The sequence below is a fragment of the Streptomyces sp. NPDC059255 genome (genome assembly GCF_042752355.1).
Taxonomy (GTDB): Bacteria; Actinomycetota; Actinomycetes; order Streptomycetales; family Streptomycetaceae; genus Streptomyces.
This window is the reverse complement of sequence record NZ_JBHYZP010000004.1, coordinates 233792-251809: the sequence shown is the minus strand read 5'-3', so window position 1 is coordinate 251809 and position 18018 is coordinate 233792. Positions and strand designations below refer to the sequence as shown.

Sequence of the window (18018 nt, the reverse complement as noted above, 5' to 3'; positions counted from 1 at the left end):
CATGACCCGTACGCACGAACCCGCCACCCCCGAACCCGCCACCCCAGGACCCACCACCGCAGGACCCACCACCGCCGGCCCCACCACTCCCGGCCCGGCCCGGAAGGCGCGCGGCACGCGCCCCGTCGCACCCTGGGTCCGCACCCGGCTGCGGACCGCGCCCGGGGTCGCCGCCGCCTTCGGGGCGCTCGTCCTGCTCACGGCCTTCCTCGCCGCCGCGTTCCCCCGGGCCGTCGACGCGTACGAGACCGACGGGCTGCGCCGCGAGATCGCCGGCACGCCCGCCACCGGCACCATGGTGCAACTGACCGCTCCCCAGGCGGGCCTGGAGATCCCCGAGCCCCGGCGGGTGGCCTCGATGCTGCCCGACGCGCTCGAAGCCGTGCACCGGCAGGCGGCGGCGAGCCTGCTGAGCCCGCTGCGGGTGGACCTCGGCCGGTCCGCCTACGGGGTACGCACCGGCGAGCCCCTGACCGGCACGGACCGCTGGCTGCCGCGCCCCGAGGGGATTCCGCCCCGCTTCACCCTGGCCACGCAGTCGGACGTGGCCGCGCACGCCACCGTACGGAGCGGACGCCTCCCGGCCGCGGAGCCGGGCGTCGGCCCGCGCACGACGGAGCTGGAGGCCGCCGTCACCACGGCGACCGCCCGCGAACTGCGGTTGCGCGTCGGCTCCGTACTCAACCTGAGCGATCGTTACGGGACACCGGCCCTCACTGTGCGGATCACCGGCCTGGTCGAACCCCGCGATCCCGGGGGAAGCTACTGGTCCGCCGAGCCGCTTCTGCGCACCCCGGGGCTGAACGCCCTGCCGAGCCTGCCGCCCGCGCTCCGCTGGGAGGCGGGGCTGCTGCTGGCGCCCGAGGCCGCGCCCGCGCTCCTCGGCACCCGTACGGACACGGAGAAGTACTGGCGCTTCGCCCCCGTCACCGACGGGCTGACCGCCGCCGACGCGGTGGAGCTGGGGCGGCGCACCGCGTCCCTCGAAAGCGGCCCCGACCTGCTGCGGATGCGGGAGATCGCGGGCGGGAACGCGGTCGTCCGGACCGGCCTCGGCACGGTCGTCGCCTCCCACCTCGCGACGCGCGAGGAGATCGCGCGCGTGGTCGTCGTCGCGGCCTTCGGGATCGGCACCGTCGCCGCCGTCGTCCTCGCGATGGCCGGCGGTCTGATCGCCGCGGGCCGCACCGCCGAACTCGCCCTGCTGCGTTCGCGCGGCGGCTCCCTGCTCGGCATCGGCGGCCGGCTGCTCGCGGAGAGCGCCGTGATCGCGCTGCCCGCCGCCGGGGCCGGGCTGCTGCTCGCGGTGCTGATGGTGGACGGATCCGGGGCGGGGGCCGGGATCGGGCCCGGGACCGGCGGCGCGACCGGGGTACGCCTGCTGCCCGCCGTGTTCGCCGCGTCCGCCGTCGCGCTGCTGGCCTGCGTGGTGCTCCCGCTGCGCGCCGTTCCGCCGCTGCGCAGGGCGCGTGCGTACGGGGGCCGCGACGACCTGGCGGCATCCCGGCCGAGCCGCCGCCGTACCGTGGCCGAACTGACCCTGCTCCTGCTGGCCGTGGCCTCGGTGGCGGCACTGCGCCGCAGAGGCACCTCGTCCGGTTCGTCCGGCTCGTCCGGCTCGTCCGGCGGTGCGGGTGACCTGCTGGTGAGCGCGGCCCCCGTCCTGGTGGCGCTGATCGCCGCGTTCGTCCTCGTACGGCTCTACCCGCTGCCCCTGCGCTACGCGGCCCGTCCGGCGGCGCGGCTGCGTGGGGCGATCGGTTTCCTGGCGCTGGCGCGTGCGGGCCGCTCCCCGGCGTCGTCGACCGCGCTGCCGTTGCTGGCCCTGCTGATCGCGCTGACGACGGCGGCGTTCGGCGGTTCCGTACTGTCCGGGATCACCGAGGCGCGCGACCGGGCCGCCCTGCTGGCCGTCGGCGCGGACGCGCGGATCTCCACCCCGCGCGACGCCCTGCCGCTGCCCGCGGGCGCGGAACGGGCGGCGCGCCAGGTGGACGGCGTACGGGACGTGGCGCCGGTACGGATCGACACGCTCGCGGAACCGGCCCCGTCCACGGAGACCGACACCGGGACCGACACCGGGACCGGAACCGGGACCAGTGGGACGGGGGCCGCGGCCGAGCTGCAGAAGCCCGTCACCCTGATCGGCGTCGAACCCGGCACGTACGCCCGGCTGGCCCGGCACCTGGACCTCGGGGCGTTCCCCGCCGACGCGTTGACGGCACGGGGCCGGGACGGCGTGGTGAACGCGGTGGCGTCCCCCGGCACCGCCGAGCGGCTGGGCACGGAGCCGCGCCGGATCGTCTCGTCGGCCGGTGAGATCACCGTACGGATCACCACGGTCCGGCCCCACACCCCGGCCGCCCCGCGCTCCGAATTCCTGCTGGTGGACAGCGCGGCCCTGACGGCGTCGGCACCGACGACCCTGCTGGTCACGGGGGACCGGCTGGACGGACGCGAGCTGCGGGCGGCGGCGAAGGACACCCGGGCCGGGGCGGACACCAAGGACTCCAAGGCCGGGGAGACCTCCAAGGACTCCAAGACCGGGGCGGACTCTGGCGCCGGGGCCGCCACCTCCCCGAACCACCCCCAGGACCCGGAGGTGAGCCTGCTGAGCGAGGAGCGGGCGGGGTTCACCGCGTCGCCGCTCCAGTCGGGCGCCGAACTGATCTACACCGTTGCCGTCCTGGCCGGCGCGGCCTACACGGTCATCGCCCTTCTCCTCTCCCTCCTGCACACCGCGCCGGAACGCGGCGCACTGCTCGCCCGGCTGCGCACCATGGGCCTCACCACCCGCCAGGGCCGTCAGCTGCTGGGCCTGGAGGCCCTGCCGCAGGCGCTGCTGGCCGCCGGGGGCGGCATCCTCGTCGGCTGGTCCACCATCCGGCTGCTGGCCCCCGGCATCGACCTGGCCCAGCTCGCCGTGGCCTCCACGTCCTCGGTGGGCGGCGTGACGCTCCGTACCGACGGCTGGTCCCTGGGGCTCCCGGCGGCCGGGGTGCTGCTCCTCGCGGGAGCGGTGGCCGCGGGTCAGGCATGGTGGGCGGGCAGACGCGGATCGATCAAAGAACTGAGAGTAGGAGACGCGCGATGACGAAACCGACCCTCGGCGAGCTGGAACGGCAGGCGACCGCGCACCGGGACCGCCCGTCCTACGGGCACGACGCGCTGATCACCTGCGACCGGCTGGTCCGGGTCTTCACCACGGACGGCGTGGAGGTGCAGGCGCTCCAGGGGCTCGATCTCACCGTCCAGGAGGGCGAGTTGATGGCCCTGGTGGGGGCGTCCGGCAGCGGGAAGTCCACGCTGATGAACATCCTCGCGGGCCTGGACGTCCCCACGGCCGGCGCGGCCAGGGTCGCGGGCCGCGATCTGCTCGCGATGGACGCGAAGGTCCGCCTGGGCTACCGCCGCGACGTGGTCGGCTTCGTCTGGCAGCAGACGGCGCGCAATCTCCTCCCGTACCTGACCGCGGTCCAGAACATCGCCCTGCCGATGCAGCTACGGGGCCGTGGCGGCCCGCGGGGCACCGGGCGGCCGCGCGCCGCCCGCACGTCGAGGGCGAAGGGCGAGCGGGCGAGGGAACTCCTGGCGATGCTGGACGTGACCGACTGCGCGGACCGCCGCCCGCACCAGCTCTCCGGCGGCCAGCAGCAGCGTGTGGCGATCGCCGTGGCGCTGGCCAACTCCCCGTCCGTACTCCTCGCCGACGAACCGACCGGCGAGCTGGACTCGGCGTCGGGCGAGCAGGTCTTCGCGGCGTTCCGCCGGGCCAACGAGGAGCTGGGGACGACGATCGTGATCGTCACGCACGACCAGGCGGTCGAGGACGAGGTGCGGCGTACGGTCGCGATCCGTGACGGCCGTACGTCGTCCGAGGTCCTGCGGCGTACGGAGATCGACGCGGAGGGCCAGGAGTCGGTGGTGGCCCGGGAGTACGCGATGCTGGACCGGGCCGGCCGGCTCCAACTGCCCGCGGAGTACACGGCGGCGCTCGGAATGGAGCAGCGGGTATTGCTGGAGCTGGAGCAGGATCACATCCAGGTGTGGCCGGACGGCGGGCGCGGGGCGGACGGCGGGCGCGGGGCGGACGGCGGGCGCGGGGCGGACGGCGGGCGCGGGGCGGACGGGGCGACGCGCTGACCGGCCCGTACCACGGCGGAGGCCCGCTTCCCGCCGCAGAATCGGCGGGGTCACGGCGGACGGCCCGCGCGCGGCGCGCACGGGCCGTCGCGACCACCGTCTCCACCATGTCCGAAGGCGCCGCGCTCAAGGACACCGCCACCACCACGTACGACCTGCACGGCGAGATGACCGGCACCTGCGAGATCCGCAACGGGTTCGTCCACCTCCGCGTCGTCGCGGGCGTCGAGGCGACCGCGCCATCGCCGGGCACCTCCACGAGGCGGTCATCGGCACCCACTTCGCGCGCCTACGTCATCCCCGCCCCCCGGCCGCTCCGTACCTCGGCGGCGAGGGCCCGGACCCGCTCAGGTGGCAGCGCGGCGGGATGCCGTACGGGCGCGGGCGCGCCCCGGCAGGCACCGCACTCCCCGTCGACGAGCGCTTCCGGCCGCCCCGGCGCCCGGCAGCTCGCACACTCCAGGACGGCCACCACCGGCCCCGATGCCACCGGCGCGGCCACCAACTCGGGCGGCAGCTTGGCCACGAGCCGGGACCCTACGAACCCGGCCGGATAATGGACCGGTACGGGCAGTCCACCGGTGAGGGCCCGCAACACGTCCTCCTCACCGGCTCCCCGTACGAACCACTCGGCGGCCAGCGCCTCCAACTCGGCGCAGTCGGCGGCGGACAGCGACAGGGCGGGACACCGCTGCCCGACGGAGGCGAGCACGGCATAAGCCCGAGACCGCTCCGGCAACCGCCCCGGCAGCCGGGCCGGACGCCCGGCGGAGCCCGCCGGACCGGGCGTCGCGCCCGAGTCCGCGCCAGGGGCCGCGCCTGGCTTCGTGTCCGGGCCCAAGGCGAGATCCGGCACCGCTCCCGGGGCATCACCGGCGGGCTGTGCCGCCCAGGAGTCACCGTCCCGGGCGGCCCGGGAGAACCACGTACGGGTGACCCACCGCGCCCCGCCCGGCCCGACCACCACCTCCCGGCGCCGGAAGAGATGCCCAGCCTGCTCAAGGAAGTTCAGGGCGGTACGTAAGGCGCACTGCCCGTACGCCATCACCTTGGCCAGCGCTTTCACCGAAATATCCGCCCCGTCCGGAAGCCGGTCGATGAACCCGGCGATGGCAGCCTCACGCCCCGGAAGCAGCGCGAAGTCATCGCCGGAGCGGCCCGGTTGACCGGCAACCGAACGCTTGCCGTACCCGGCACTGGCCATCGGATGGGAAGCGGTGTGCGCACGCCTCGGCGCATCACTAAACTGCGAATCAGCCATGGGATCGCCTACTTCGATCTCGTCGGTCAGGCCTCCGTCCGGTGCTGGTAACACCAGGCGGAGGCTGTTTTACGTCCAAGGGCACGCTAGACGCTGCTCACCCTGAGTGGCAAGCCGGTCGCAAAAAGTCAACACCCGCCACCCGTGCGTGGCGTGTCGAGCCCGCCCGGCCGCCGCGATACAGAACGCGGCGCACCTCGCCCCACCCGTCCGGAGCGTGCGCCGGGAATACTTCCGGCTCATGGATCAAGGCGTGAGCAGCCGGGAAGCGTGCCGGATCGCCGGCATCAACCGGCGTACCGCCCCCGCGCCCTGGCTCACCCGCGCATCCCGCTGCGCACCGCGCGCACGCTCGCAACCCGCCCCACCTAAGGAATCTCCCCCATGCCCACCTGGAAGAAGACCCTGCGCGCAGCCGGCATACACCGGCTCGACCTGTGCGACGACTACACCCGACAACGCGCTCTCGTGAAGGAGTTCGCCAAGAAGGAGTACCTGGCCGTCCGCCTCCTGCTGCCCACGGCACTGCACCCCCCGGTCATCGCCGCAGTCGCCTTCATGCACTCGACCGACGAGCGCATCGACACCGGCGCCGTCGGCGCCCGCAAACACGCCCTGGCGGAATGGACCGCAGCCGCTCTCACCGCCGTCGACGGCCCCGAGCCCAGTGAAAACGCTACGCTCCGGACGCTCGCCGATGCCGTCCGACGCCACCCCGGCCTGCGCCGACGCATCGACACTTTCCTCGATGGAGCGCACCTCGAAGTCGACTACACCGGCCACGCGACAGAGCAGGACCTGCAGACGTACGTGGACGGCTACTCACTGCCCGCCTTCATGCTCATGGCCGCCTTCGTCGCCCCCACGCGCACCGGCGGGCGTCAGGCATCCTTCGAGGCCGCCTGCCGCGCACTGATCGAGGCCATGCAGCGCGTCGACTACCTCGATGATCTGGCAGAGGACGCGGCCGACGGCGTGATCGGCATTCCGTACCAGGATCTGGCGCGCCACCAGCTCACCGTCGCCGACATATCCCCGGGTGCGCATGACGCCGTGCGACACTCGCTCACGGGGCTCGTGCACGAGCAGGCGGACCTGGCACAGCATCAACTGCACGCCGCAGGCGTGCTTCCGCAGCTCGTCGAGCCCGAGGTGCGCCCCTTTGTCACCGCACTGTGGCAGATGCAGAACCTGAAGCTGTCCGCGATCCGGAACAAGGGCGGCAACCTGGTCGACGGGGGAGCGGAGGCACCGATGCCCGCCGTCTTGAAGATACTGGTGTCCCAGTACCGGGCTGCGCGCCGCGCGCGCGAATAGGACGGTCCGGCCGGCAAGGGCGGGAGCAACTCTCGATGCAGCGGTTGCTGATCGAAAGCAGCGTCCCCATGGGGATCCCACGGAGCGGGTCTGCGGACTCCGGCGTTGTCAGGGTGTGTCAGGCTCGCAGGCCGCCGGAGGCGGTGAGGCGCTCGCCGGTGACCCATGCGGCGTCGTCGGAGGCGAAGAAGACCGCCGCCCGCGCCAGATCCTCGGGCTGACCGATGCGGCCCAGGGGGGTGCGCCCGATCATGTCCGTCTCGGCGTCACTGCCGATGAAGCCGGCCGCGTGGATGCCTTCCGTCTCCACACCGCCAGGGGCCAGGGTGTTCACTCGGATCCCGCGAGGGCCGAGCTCGGCGGCCAGGACTCGCGTCAAGGCATCGACGGCGCCCTTCGTCGCGGCGTACACCGACATCCCCGGCACCGCGCGGGCGCTGTCCAGCGATCCGATGTTGATGACCGACCCGCCGTCGGACCCGAAGTACTTGAGGGCTTCCTGGATCGTACGGATCGGTCCGGTCACGTTGACGGAAAGCTGACGGTCGATCTCCTGCTGCGTGACGGCCTCCAGCGGCTGTGCGTGATAGACACCGGCATTGTTGACGAGGATGTCGAACCGGCCGTACGCGTCCACGGTCCTGGCGAAGAGGCGCTCGACATCCGCAGGCACCGACACGTCGCCCTGCACGGCGATCGCGGTCCCCCCTCGCGCCTGGATGTCCTGCACCACCCGCTCGGCGCCGGCGGCGCTGGAGGCGTAGTTGACCACGACCGACGCTCCGGCCGCAGCGAATTCCCGCGCGATGCCCGCCCCGATGCCCTTGGAAGCACCCGTCACGAGCGCGACCTTTCCCGCCAGTCTCGAATCGGCGTTCTTCGGCGATCCCCCGTCGCCGCGGCCAACACCTGTCTGATTTGCCATGATTGCCACTCCCGTCCATGTCGGTGAGCGTCCGGGTGACGCGGGCCTCCGGGGCAACTGCCCGGGATCGGGACGATGCGTTGTCGAACAGAACCCGCCGGGCGGCCTCGCCGCCACGGGCCCCTCACCGGCACGCCCGTACCGGCTCCCGCCCTGATGGCCACCGCTTTCGGCGGCGGCGATCCACCGGACATGCACCACGGTAGGATCCGCGAGACATAGAGACAAATAGTGTCAGCGCATACTTGAGATTGACATTGCCTATGTCATCGGAAAGTGGAAACGGATGAACCTGCGGCAATACGAATACGCTCTGGCTGTGGCCGAAGAAGGCTCCATGACAGCGGCTGCCGAGCGTCTGCGCGTCACGCAGCCGTCCCTGTCGCAGCAGATCGGCGCTCTGGAAAAGCACCTCGGTGTGCAGCTGTTCACCCGGACACCGGGCGGGGTCACAGTGACCATGGCCGGACGCGCCTTCCTCGCCGAGGCAGAGATCGCGACCACCGCGTCCCGCAGAGCCGTCCTGGCCGCCCGTGCCGCCTCCGGGGAACTGGCCGGTGAACTCATCATCGCCGTCCACATGGGCCTGGGAGCACGACAGCTCCCTCTGGCACTGGGCCGGCTCCGCCACCGCCACCCGAAACTCCAGGTCATTCTCCACGAGGAGCCCGATCCAGCGGATATGGAACGGCTGGCCCGCCAGGGAACACTCGACATGATCCTCGTCCACCGCATCCCCACCGGCTGCACCTTCGACATCCACCCCCTGGGCGAGGAGACCTACGTCGCCGTCCTGCCCGAGGGACACCCGCTCCTCGCCGGCGACAGGGCCCTGCGCATGGCAGACCTTGCGACACAGGGATGGGTGCGCTTCCGCCGCGCCAGCCTGCTCGACGAATACCTCGCCCGCCTGCTCGCCGACGCGGGCATCAGCCCGCCCACGGTGGCCCGAGCCTCACAGATCTCCACCGCCGTGCGACTGGCAGCCCAGGGCTTGGGCGTCACCGTGGTTCCGGCATCGGCCGTGCCCGAAAACTTCGAACAGCTCGCCCGCCCGTTCCTGCCTTCCCTGACCGAACCCGTCATCGTCGGTACACGCCGCCACCCAGGTTCGGCGGAGGCAGCCGTGCTCGACCACCTCCGTCAGCAGAACTGGTGCGGCACCGGCCTCCTCGCCCCGCATACCGCCCTCTGAGTCAAGAGCCTCACCGGTCGTCGGCCGCGTGCTTGTCCCGAAGGGGCCGTAGACCGCCGGGCAGGTCGGGGAGCTGGAAGGAACGAATGCTCGGCGCCGGTCCAGGAGAACACCTCCAGCAACCGGCCACACAGCCCCCGTCCCGGTGGGCGGCCTGAATCAGCACTGAGCCGGGCCCGGCACTGAGCCGCCATCCCGCGCGGTGTGATGAACTGCCCTCCGATCACTGCTGGTCAAGAGGGGGAAACATGACTGCCCGAGCGTCGGCGCCGCACACACCCGATTCCGCGACTGCCGCACCGGAACGTGCCGAAGAGGACCGTCGGCAGGCACGCCGTAGGGAGGCGTGGTCGATCGCGTGGATGCTCCTGGCCCTGGTGATCTGGGGGGTGTTCGCTTGGCTGATGATCGCCGATTACGGTCCCGAGCGCAGCGGCAGGCCCATATGCCGGGGCCCGCTGATCGAGCTGCCGTCCGACAGCTTCCGGTGCCGCGACGCATGGCGCGAGTGGCCCGCGCTGCTGGGCATCCTCGCACTGGCGGTGCTGGCGACCGTTGTCGCGGCGGCGACAACGGTGTACGAAAGGCTCCTCTCCCGCCTGGCCCGTCAGAACAACCCGGCCGCGCAGTCGCGGAACTGAGCCCCCGACAGCGCGACGCCGCAGCCGCGAAAGAGGCCGAAGCGGCGCACGAGGCGGGTGGACCGGACTGGTCGCACCCGCCGGCCCCGGCGGCATCGGCGGGCCTGCCGCACACGTTCCGGACTAGCCGGCCAACGAGGCCATCCTCCCGGCGGTCCACGGCATCCACACCGGCCTCGCCACATGGTTCCGCCGCATCATCGACGCAAGCCCACGCGCCCACGGCATCGACCCCGACACAGCGACCTGGCAGTAGCGCCGCGCACAGGCGTCAGGGGTTCGAGAAGACATCGGTGAACACGCGGTCGAAGCGCCGCGCGGCCAGGTCCTCGCGCTGGATCACCCAGTGGACGGTGGCGCTTTCATGGTCTCTGACGTCGCAGTACCAGTCGGCGAGGAGCACCCAGTCCTCGACGTCAGCCGAAACCGGTCCCTCCCACCGGCCCCCTTCCACCGACTTCACGGCCCAGCCCACAGCATGCGCGAGCGGGTCGGTGTGGACGGCCTCCTCGTCGGAGTATCCACCGATCTGGAGATCCTTCCCGATGGGGTACGAGCTGGACTCGATGCTCTCCCACACGTCGACCAGTTCCTCGGCGCGGGGATGCCCGGGCAGCGGTACGCAGTCCCTGGAGACCTCGACCGCGTAGTGGTGAGGCAGCGACACATCGGTCGTCATCCGCATCGGCCCCTGAGGGAAGTCCTCGAACATCTCGCGGTATTCGTCCTCGTCGTCCTCGTTCCAGGAGCACCTGTCCCGCTCCTCCACGGCTGTACCGGCGGGGACGTACACCACGCTGCCCATGCATTCGTAGTCGTAGCCGGTCGCGGGGAAGGCGAACAGCAGCAGTTGGCCGTCGGGAGGCAGGGAGAGGTCCGTCACGTCGGCGGGCAGCGCCGCGAGATCGACGGAGGCGACGAAGGGGGACAAGGGGTCCGCGGTGCCGGCGGGAAGCAGGAGCGGCCCGCCGAACCGCCCCACGACCGGCCCGTCCCCGCGCACCATCATCGTCGCGCACGGGCGGCCGGTGGCCACCCACCGCTCCACGTCGTCGGCGGGAATGCCCTTCGCAAGCGCCGCCTCACGGAAAGAACGTAACCGGTACTGCATCTCAGGAGTCATGACAGAACCCTAGAACGAGGGTCTGACACACCCCCCTCGAAGCCGCCCGGCCCCTCACCCTGGCGAGCCCGACGCGGCACAGCGCCCCACCCCACCCGCGCCACCACCGCAGGCGACAACCACCTTGCCGGGTAAGGGAGGGTGGGTGGGAACAAGAACCAACCAATCCTTACAAGCAGGGCTCGACCCCCGAAGCTTGAGCCCCGGCCCGACCACCACCCTCAAAGCCCCAGCTCAACACCCCGCATGTGCCCACCCCGACCCTCGAAGCTCAAGCTCCGAGACGTCCCCCGAGCCGCTGATGCCGCAACGCGCTCACGAACCCGGTCCAACTGGCCTGTCGAAAGACGAGCTGCGGCCCGTCAACGTCCTTGGAATCACGGACCCCTACTGCGACCGCTTCAGTGGACGCCACCTCTATGCACTCGCCACCGGCACCGTTGCTGTAGCTGCTCTTCCGCCACTGGTCTCCTATGAGGGGCAGGGTCATCGAGCGTGATCCTCCATGGATGAGCGGATCAGCGAAGCTGATCTCTGCGGGCTCAGGGCGAGCGCCCTGAGGTGGTCGAACGCTTTGGTGTAGATGCTTACGTCCGTGGGGAGTTCGAGGTAGACCGAGTCCGTCAGCCCTTCCCGGTACACCATGTCGGGGTCCTCTTGCTCTGGGAAGCCGAGCACGGTGAAGGGGCCGGTACTTGGATAAGTCCCCGCGTCGTAGGGCAGTACCTGCACCGTAACGTTCCGCAGCTTCGCCATTTCCAGCATACGTTCGAGCTGGCGGGCCATCACCTGTCGATTCCCGATGACCTGCAAGATCGCGCTCTGATGCACCACCGCCCAGAAGTCGGGCGGACTGGCCTCGGTGAGTAGTTCCTGACGTCGCATGCGGACATCTACGAGACGCGGAATGTCATCGGGCGACAGGTCTGGGGTGACCCGACTCAGTTCAGAGGCGTACTCGGCTGTCTGCAGCAAGCCAGGGATGAACTCGCCCTGGTAGGTGCGCAGACTGCTGACAGCCTGTTCGAGTCCCACGTAGACAGAGAACCAAGAGGGAACGGCGTCGCCGTGTGCATGCCACCAACCTTTGGTCTTCGACTGCTTCGCAAGAGCCTTCAGCAGTGCGCGCAGCTCGTCCGAGGTTCCGTAGAACCGACACAGCGCATCGACGTCCGATGGCTGCACCCGTCCCTGGCCTGTCTCCAGCCGGTTGACTTTGGAGCCGCTCCAGTCCAGCTCCTTGCCGACTTGATTGCAGGTCAGGGCGTGTTCCTCGCGCAACTTCTTCAGCTCGATCGCAAGCCGACGACGGCGTGCAGTAGGTGATCCGGCCACTTCAACTCCTCATGACATAGGGGAGGTTCCATCCCATCCGAAAGGGAGTGACCCGCCAATCACTCGTTGGAGGGAATCCTTTCGTGCACATTGCATATCGGGACGCGCGGCTGTCATCCTCACACAATACGTAACTGTCCGTACGCGGAACGGCGGAAGGTGAGGCTCATGTCCCCTGACCATCACGGATGCATGCAGAGAAAGCCCTGGGAGGTTCCGTTCCTGGCGGAGCCGAGAGAGGTTGCCGGCCTGCGGCGGGTGCTCCAAATGCACATGGACTTCTGGGGCTTGCCTGAAGTCATCGCAGCGGCTCAGGTCTGTGTCAGCGAGATGGTCACCAACGTCATCAGACATGTTGGTGACGGGACTCCGGCAACCCTCGCGGTCTCGATACAAGGCACCCACGTGCGCCTCGAACTCCGCGACCCGGCTCCCCGTGCGCTCCCTACTCTGCTCGCTCCTTCCGAGGACGCGGAGTCGGGACGCGGAATGCTGCTGGTGGACGAACTCGCGGATCGATGGGGAATTACACTCCGCCCAGACGCGAAGGTCGTGTGGTGCGAACTCGCCACCACCCTGACCTCGCCCTCGGGCCACACAGGCGGCCCCCGGGTAACCCGAAGCGAAGCGCTCCTCACTTCCTACGCGGCAAGACGCCCCCTGAGCGCCGAGACGAACAGCCCGCTCTCGGTAGCCGTGGCGGAAGAAGTCGCGATCGACATGATCGCCGACCTTCTCCACTGGCTACGGGCCCACGGCTGCGACCCGGACGAAGCCCTCGACCGTGCTCAGACGCACTACGAGGCGGAGTTGGACGCAGCGTCGTAACACGGAATGACGGGTCGTATCCGGGTGGCCCGACTGCGGACGGCGATGGAGGTGATGGCCGGAAAGTCCGGTTCCGTCTTGGCTGGTGGCGGCCTGGTGACTAGGCCTTACTTCGACCTTAAGGACGTTTTCGTGCCGCTTGGGTCGCCTCAGCGCTTTAGACACGACCAGATCGGAGCTTCGGCATCACTCAATCTAGATCTAGTCCAGCGAGAGTGCAGCAGTCCTCTATGATTCATGCATGTCGCATGAGAAGCTGAGAGTAATACTTAGTTCAGTGGCCAAGAGGATGCGTGCGGACTTTGACCAGTCCAAAGTATTCAAACATAATGGCGAAGCTGGAACTTCCCGAGAGGTTTTGGTTAAAAACTTTCTGTCGTCTTACCTGCCTGCTCACGTAGAAGCAGTTCACAACGCGGAGATCGTTACTTCATCGGGGGAAGTCTCGTCGCAATGCGACATCGTGGTTGTAGATCGTGGGGCGCTTCCACTCACCTCTCTGGAGGGCTATCGGATCATTCCCAATGAATGCGTATATGGGTTGATCGAAGTCAAGACCAATCTCGCTAAAGTGGATCTCATCGACGCGTGCAATAAAATTAGTAAAGCCCGCCAGATGGAAAAGACAGCCTACCGGAAGGTTCCGAATCCGATTCGGCGAACCACCACGGCGTATGGTCGCACGTATGATCACTTTCCTACCTCTGGAATCATTGTGGCCTTCGAGAGTGGAAAGCTTGAGACTCTCGGGAATCATCTCATGGAGTGGTGTAGTACTCGTCAAGTGCATGAGTGGCCCGACAGTGTCTGGGTGCTCGGTAAGGGAATTTTGCAGTGGAGAGGGAAAGAGAATGGGCTGTTGGAGCGCACGCCCTCTCCCGGGGCTTCTCTTGTGCAGATTGATGCGTGGGAGGGGGATGATGTCCTACTACCGCTCGCACTCCACCTCAACGTCCATTTCTCCGAGGCGTGGATGCATCCATTGAATCTCATGCCTTATGCAGGATCGACGCCTCTGGGAACAATATCTCGGATCTGGGACCCCCTCTGAAGAGCCTAAGCGGCCTCTCTGAAACTGCCGTCGTCTTCCCGGTATATGAGCGAAGTGCCATGACTTGCCAACAATATTTCCATGTCGGCATCAGGTCGCGATGGTAGGAGGGCTACGGACTTTGGCTCGTATTCTCGATTATCGAGCTTTATGTACCTTCGGTAATCGAGGAGCCGACCAAGTGCGATTCTTACAGCGTCGCGATCGCTGGATCCCTGTGCTTCGTAAAGTACATAGTCTGTGGCATCAAAGAAATCCGTTCGCAAAGTAGAAGTGTGGCCCTCGATTTTTATCTGAAAGGATCCGACGGAATGCCCTTGTGCCTCAAGGCGGGCTACGTAGGACTCGATGAGGAGCGCCTTCTTGCGGCGGACCGTGGTTGCTGCGGAAGCTGCCCGTGCGAATTCTGTCACGTTCATTGATTTAACGGGGATTAGCTTCCCGCTAGCGGCGGCGCCTAGTGCGGCAAAGTTGTTTTCATTCCTCAAGTCTGGGGCTATGAAATTTCCCTCTGTGACGGCGGCTGCTTGCAACATGTCAATGGTAACGGCACGAGGAACAAACTGAGCCGTAGTGCCTAGAGCTGGAACTAGTGTGTCTTTTGCAGATTGTTCGAAATCTCCTGTGGGGCGTAGTCGGAAAACGATGGTGGTGCGTTCTCTTTCATCCGCGCCTATACTCCGGCGCGGTACGAACGGCTGCTCCTCGTCCACAGCGAACTCGCCAACGTAGCGATGCGTTTTCGTGCCAGTGCCGGGGATCTTTCCCTCGCGTACAAATAGGTGAAGTGTCCGGCCTTGTTGAGCGTGTCGCAGTATCGCTTTGTTCCCTGTGCCGCCTGAGCCCGAGAACGATTGGTCTCCCGACATGCCCGCGCCTGTGTACTCAAAGATGGGGCCGAGAGCGTCCTCCTCGGAGAGCCAGCCGTCGTGGTAGCCCAACCGCTCTGCAACTTCTGGGTCTGAGTAGAGGACTACGTTCTGCTTCTCATGAGATGGGCAAATCCCCGCATATGGGCTACCGCCGAACGTTGCGCAGATCTCGACTCTAGTGCGGACGTCGCCAGGAAGGATCATGGAGCCATTCGTCATACCATCAGCTTAGATCCTGCCAGTGACAGTCTCCTTGACAGGTACTTCGGAAGAGATGCCTGCTCCTGTCACTGCGGAGTAGGTCCAGACGTCAGCAGGCAGCGGGGATCGTAGTTTCCATACGATGCCCATTGGCTTGCTGCCCGTGTGTGACGCGTAGTCTGCTGGTCCCAGCAGTATCCACGGCTGCGGGCCGCCGATGTCTGTCTTCTTGTAGCGACGCACAAAGAGCAACACGTGGGTGCCCGCGTCCTGGTGGGATCTGTAGCGGATGCCCGTGGGAGAGGACTCGGAAGTTTGGTTCTGTGACTCCCAGTGGAAGCGTGAATCGCTCATCGCGTAGTCCTTGTACCGCGTTTGAGGGGAGAAGTCCTTCTCGTCCTTTTCTAGGGTGATGAGTAGAGCATCAGTCTTGATCGCTTCACACCAACGCACGCCTTCCCGGAAGTGAGCTGGCATCAGACCGTCAATGGTGGACTCGCCGAGCCCAGCGAGAATCTCCTCGCGGCTGTACGAAGCGTGAACTCGTAGCGGCAGGGTGTGGTGAGGGGCCGGCAAGGCGGGCGTGATGTGCTCTACGTGCTCTAGTACGTGCGCGAGTACCTGGCGCAGTTCGCTGCGCACGGCGTGTTGGGGGCGCAGCGATGCAAGGCCTGCTTGATAGGTATCGAAGCCGCCCAATGGCCAAAGCGTGAAGAAAAGCATGCGTGCGTAGGCGCGCTCCAAGTCGGTGAGATCGTTGTACGACGGGCTGTCGTCTTCCAGGAGAAGGGTGTACGCGGCTGCTCGGGCTGGGTCGTCTACATGAAGCAAAGCAGAGGCTCGCCTCAGTAGTCCGATCTCGCCTTCGGGTGCCTGCTCGGGCAAGAGTTTTGTACGACGCAGCAGCGCGGTCCATGAGTGAGAGGTTCCCTTGTAGAGCTCCTTGACCTCGCGACCGCTCTCCTTGAGGTACTCAGCAAGGTGCAATGCGCCAAACTGCCGCACCTCATTGGCGAGTTGGTTTACGTTTACGGCGATTTGGCTGCGAATGTTGTCGATGATCAAACTCTTGGCTTTGGGCTCAAGAGTGATCTGGCAAGTTGAAGGAAGCTGAGGGAAGTCTTGATTGATTGCGGTGACAAGGCGGTTTCGGGTTAGGTTGGTGAGGGCGCGGAACTGATCCTCGAATCGGAACTCCTTCCGATGTTGACCGATGAAGTCCAACACCGTGAGGATTGATTTTCCCTCGCAGCGACGCAGACCGCGTCCGAGTTGCTGCAAGAAGACGGTCGAGCTGGATGTCGGACGAAGAAGAATCAAGGTGTCGACATTGGGGATGTCTAGACCCTCATTAAATAGGTCTACGGAGAAGATTACTTGCAGGTCTCCGGACTTCAGTGACTCGACGGCGCACTTGCGTTGATCTCCTGGCGTTTCGCCAGAAAGGGCGATGGAATTTAGCCCGGCTTCCTGGAAGGATTCTGCCATAAAATGAGCATGGGCTACGGATACACAGAACCCGAGCGCACGCATTTTTTTTGGATCTGTGACTCTCTCTTCAATCGATTTCAGTACTAGTTGAGCTCGACTCACATTTCCTGTGAGGATCTCGCTGAGTGCCGCAGGGTCGTATGATCCGCGTTTCCATTGAATTGCGGTGAGGTCGGTTGTGTCGGTGATTCCAAAGTAATGAAAAGGCGAGAGAAGCTCATTGTCCAATGCTTCCCATAGGCGCATCTCTGCAGCGATTCGCCCGTCAAAAAACTCGTCTTGGATATTTGATCCGTCCGTGCGCTCCGGTGTTGCTGTTAGGCCGAGCAGCTCAATAGGTGTGAAGTGATGGAAGATTTTCCTATACGTGGGTGCTGTGCCGTGATGAAATTCATCGATAACGACAACGTCGAAGTGATCGCTAGCTAGCCGATCCAGCGTGCGGGCGTTGAGCGATTGAACGCTCGCGAATACATGATTCCAGTGGAAGGGGATCTCCCCGCCGACCAGTAGTTCACCAAAAGTCTCATCGTCTAGCACGCTTCGAAATGTGCGGATCGATTGCTCCAGGATCTCCTTGCGGTGGGCAATAAAGAGTAGGCGAGGATTCTGGCCAAATTTGGCTCTAAGGGTTTGATAATCGAGCGCAGCCATGACCGTTTTTCCTGTGCCGGTTGCTGCGACGAGAAGATTGAGATGTCGGTCATGAACGTCTCGCTCGACTGCAAGGCGCTCCAGCATGTCCTGCTGGTGTGGGTAGGGGTAAATTTTCAGAGTTGAGTAGGTGGAGTGTTGGTCATTCTTGGCTGTGGAATAACTGCCATTGGCCCGCTGTAGGTCTTCATCCAGGCGATTGGTATGAACGGCGGGGTCATATGATGCAAAAGTGGGTTCGTTCCAATAGGAGTCAAAGGTCAATTCGGACGCTTCCATTTTCTCTGGGGTTGTGATCGATGAGAAGCGGGTTTTTCGCGCGATATCATAGATAGGTGTGGTCTCGACGGGTTGTGAGTTATCAACGTAGGCGGTGTTGTAGCCAGAATTTCGACGGAACAGCCACATCTTCGCGTTTAATTGAGTAGAGCGGGGATCGTGTTTTACTTTTACTTCGGCATCAAACTCCTGGACCAAGTGATCCAGGGCGAGGCGCTCGGTGATGCCAAGGTGTGTCGTCGTAATAACCCGGATGGGTACTCCACGCTTGTGGGCCGCAAGGAACGGGCCTTCAAGAGTGTGTACGTCGTGCCACTTAACGGACGTGAACATTAGATCTAGCCGGTCGGTGGTAGAAATCTCTGCGCGTAGCTCGCAGTCGAGGCTAGGCTTCTCCGGGGTCTTGGTGGGCAATGCCATGTCGACCCACTCTTGGAAGCCATGTGAATTACTGACCGACTCGAGGATGTGATTCGCTGCGTGGGCATGCTCGGAGGTAGGCAGGCCCTGCAAGACGCGCCGAACGATATCGGTCACATTTCGCGCCAAGGCGTGGGAAGTTGATGCGATGCCGGCCTTGGAATAGATTGCCCGCGCCTCTAAGTCATCCAGTTTCTTAAAAGCCTCTTGGAGTCGAAGCGTAATGAGCTGCTCGTAGAGCCCGGTTGCTGACGACTCGTAGTTCAGCGCGTCCGTCATTCA

At 66.2% G+C, this 18018-nt stretch carries 14 protein-coding genes and 1 pseudogene; 8 read left to right on the top strand and 7 right to left on the bottom strand.

Annotation, left to right across the window (positions count from 1 at the left end):
* Position 1: 1 nt before the first annotated feature.
* Positions 2–3094 carry an ABC transporter permease gene (locus ACFXKG_RS08325; RefSeq protein ID WP_384834275.1) on the top strand — a complete coding sequence of 1031 codons (3093 nt, stop codon included), beginning with the start codon at positions 2–4 and terminating at the stop codon, positions 3092–3094.
* Positions 3091–4143 carry an ABC transporter ATP-binding protein gene (locus tag ACFXKG_RS08320; RefSeq protein WP_384834272.1) on the top strand — a complete coding sequence of 351 codons (1053 nt, stop codon included), beginning with the start codon at positions 3091–3093 and terminating at the stop codon, positions 4141–4143. Before ACFXKG_RS08325 ends, ACFXKG_RS08320 begins: the two co-directional genes overlap by 4 nt.
* 289 nt (positions 4144–4432) lie before the next feature.
* On the opposite strand, the gene ACFXKG_RS08315 is transcribed toward ACFXKG_RS08320, so the two are convergent.
* The gene (locus ACFXKG_RS08315; protein WP_384834269.1) at positions 4433–5347 is read right to left on the bottom strand and encodes a hypothetical protein; all 915 of its coding nucleotides are present in this window, start codon (positions 5345–5347) and stop codon (positions 4433–4435) included.
* Positions 5348–5788: 441 nt separating this feature from the next.
* Between ACFXKG_RS08315 and ACFXKG_RS08310 the strand changes: the two genes are divergently transcribed.
* On the top strand, positions 5789–6721 hold the full coding sequence (locus tag ACFXKG_RS08310; RefSeq protein WP_384834266.1) for a phytoene/squalene synthase family protein: 933 nt from the start codon (positions 5789–5791) through the stop codon (positions 6719–6721).
* Between the two features lie 118 nt (positions 6722–6839).
* Here ACFXKG_RS08310 and ACFXKG_RS08305 read toward each other — a convergent pair whose 3' ends face one another.
* Positions 6840–7646 (bottom strand): SDR family NAD(P)-dependent oxidoreductase, encoded by an 807-nt coding sequence (locus tag ACFXKG_RS08305; protein WP_384834263.1) that lies wholly within the window; start codon positions 7644–7646, stop codon positions 6840–6842.
* Between the two features lie 286 nt (positions 7647–7932).
* On the opposite strand from ACFXKG_RS08305, the gene ACFXKG_RS08300 reads away from it, so the two are divergent.
* From ACFXKG_RS08300 to ACFXKG_RS08290, 3 genes and pseudogenes are all read left to right on the top strand, one after another.
* A complete protein-coding gene (locus ACFXKG_RS08300; RefSeq protein WP_384834260.1) occupies positions 7933–8841 on the top strand; it encodes a LysR family transcriptional regulator in 909 nt (302 codons plus the stop codon).
* A 248-nt stretch (positions 8842–9089) separates the two neighbouring features.
* Entirely contained in the window at positions 9090–9482 is a 393-nt protein-coding gene (locus ACFXKG_RS08295; protein WP_384834257.1) for a hypothetical protein, read from the top strand.
* A 163-nt stretch (positions 9483–9645) separates the two neighbouring features.
* Positions 9646–9738, top strand: a pseudogene (locus tag ACFXKG_RS08290) (MerR family transcriptional regulator); the annotation flags it as partial.
* A 15-nt stretch (positions 9739–9753) separates the two neighbouring features.
* Here the strand turns inward: ACFXKG_RS08290 and ACFXKG_RS08285 are convergent.
* The 3 genes from ACFXKG_RS08285 to ACFXKG_RS08275 form a co-directional block, all read right to left on the bottom strand.
* Positions 9754–10605 carry a DUF1963 domain-containing protein gene (locus ACFXKG_RS08285; protein ID WP_384834254.1) on the bottom strand — a complete coding sequence of 284 codons (852 nt, stop codon included), beginning with the start codon at positions 10603–10605 and terminating at the stop codon, positions 9754–9756.
* 271 nt (positions 10606–10876) lie between these two features.
* Positions 10877–11095: a DUF397 domain-containing protein gene (locus ACFXKG_RS08280; protein WP_384834251.1), complete on the bottom strand. Its 219-nt coding sequence runs from the start codon at positions 11093–11095 to the stop codon at positions 10877–10879.
* The gene (locus ACFXKG_RS08275) at positions 11092–11940 is read right to left on the bottom strand and encodes a helix-turn-helix domain-containing protein (protein WP_384834248.1); all 849 of its coding nucleotides are present in this window, start codon (positions 11938–11940) and stop codon (positions 11092–11094) included. Before ACFXKG_RS08275 ends, ACFXKG_RS08280 begins: the two co-directional genes overlap by 4 nt.
* A gap of 192 nt (positions 11941–12132) precedes the next feature.
* On the opposite strand from ACFXKG_RS08275, the gene ACFXKG_RS08270 reads away from it, so the two are divergent.
* Both ACFXKG_RS08270 and ACFXKG_RS08265 read left to right on the top strand, forming a co-directional pair.
* Entirely contained in the window at positions 12133–12768 is a 636-nt protein-coding gene (locus ACFXKG_RS08270) for an ATP-binding protein (RefSeq protein ID WP_384834245.1), read from the top strand.
* Between the two features lie 241 nt (positions 12769–13009).
* The gene (locus ACFXKG_RS08265; RefSeq protein WP_384834242.1) at positions 13010–13819 is read left to right on the top strand and encodes a DUF6602 domain-containing protein; all 810 of its coding nucleotides are present in this window, start codon (positions 13010–13012) and stop codon (positions 13817–13819) included.
* Between the two features lie 5 nt (positions 13820–13824).
* On the opposite strand, the gene ACFXKG_RS08260 is transcribed toward ACFXKG_RS08265, so the two are convergent.
* The gene (locus ACFXKG_RS08260) at positions 13825–14910 is read right to left on the bottom strand and encodes a hypothetical protein (protein WP_384834239.1); all 1086 of its coding nucleotides are present in this window, start codon (positions 14908–14910) and stop codon (positions 13825–13827) included.
* A 9-nt stretch (positions 14911–14919) separates the two neighbouring features.
* Positions 14920–18015 carry a DUF3427 domain-containing protein gene (locus ACFXKG_RS08255; protein WP_384834237.1) on the bottom strand — a complete coding sequence of 1032 codons (3096 nt, stop codon included), beginning with the start codon at positions 18013–18015 and terminating at the stop codon, positions 14920–14922.
* Positions 18016–18018 lie beyond the last annotated feature (3 nt).

Coding starts and splice junctions, on each gene's coding strand:
- ACFXKG_RS08315 (WP_384834269.1), bottom strand. CDS start 5,347: ATGGCCAGTGCCGGGTACGGCAAGCGTTCGGTTGCCGGTCAACCGGGC.
- ACFXKG_RS08325 (WP_384834275.1), top strand. CDS start 2: ATGACCCGTACGCACGAACCCGCCACCCCCGAACCCGCCACCCCAGGA.
- ACFXKG_RS08265 (WP_384834242.1), top strand. CDS start 13,010: ATGTCGCATGAGAAGCTGAGAGTAATACTTAGTTCAGTGGCCAAGAGG.
- ACFXKG_RS08260 (WP_384834239.1), bottom strand. CDS start 14,910: ATGACGAATGGCTCCATGATCCTTCCTGGCGACGTCCGCACTAGAGTC.
- ACFXKG_RS08310 (WP_384834266.1), top strand. CDS start 5,789: ATGCCCACCTGGAAGAAGACCCTGCGCGCAGCCGGCATACACCGGCTC.
- ACFXKG_RS08305 (WP_384834263.1), bottom strand. CDS start 7,646: ATGGCAAATCAGACAGGTGTTGGCCGCGGCGACGGGGGATCGCCGAAG.
- ACFXKG_RS08255 (WP_384834237.1), bottom strand. CDS start 18,015: ATGACGGACGCGCTGAACTACGAGTCGTCAGCAACCGGGCTCTACGAG.
- ACFXKG_RS08280 (WP_384834251.1), bottom strand. CDS start 11,095: ATGACCCTGCCCCTCATAGGAGACCAGTGGCGGAAGAGCAGCTACAGC.
- ACFXKG_RS08270 (WP_384834245.1), top strand. CDS start 12,133: ATGCAGAGAAAGCCCTGGGAGGTTCCGTTCCTGGCGGAGCCGAGAGAG.
- ACFXKG_RS08285 (WP_384834254.1), bottom strand. CDS start 10,605: ATGACTCCTGAGATGCAGTACCGGTTACGTTCTTTCCGTGAGGCGGCG.
- ACFXKG_RS08300 (WP_384834260.1), top strand. CDS start 7,933: ATGAACCTGCGGCAATACGAATACGCTCTGGCTGTGGCCGAAGAAGGC.
- ACFXKG_RS08295 (WP_384834257.1), top strand. CDS start 9,090: ATGACTGCCCGAGCGTCGGCGCCGCACACACCCGATTCCGCGACTGCC.
- ACFXKG_RS08320 (WP_384834272.1), top strand. CDS start 3,091: ATGACGAAACCGACCCTCGGCGAGCTGGAACGGCAGGCGACCGCGCAC.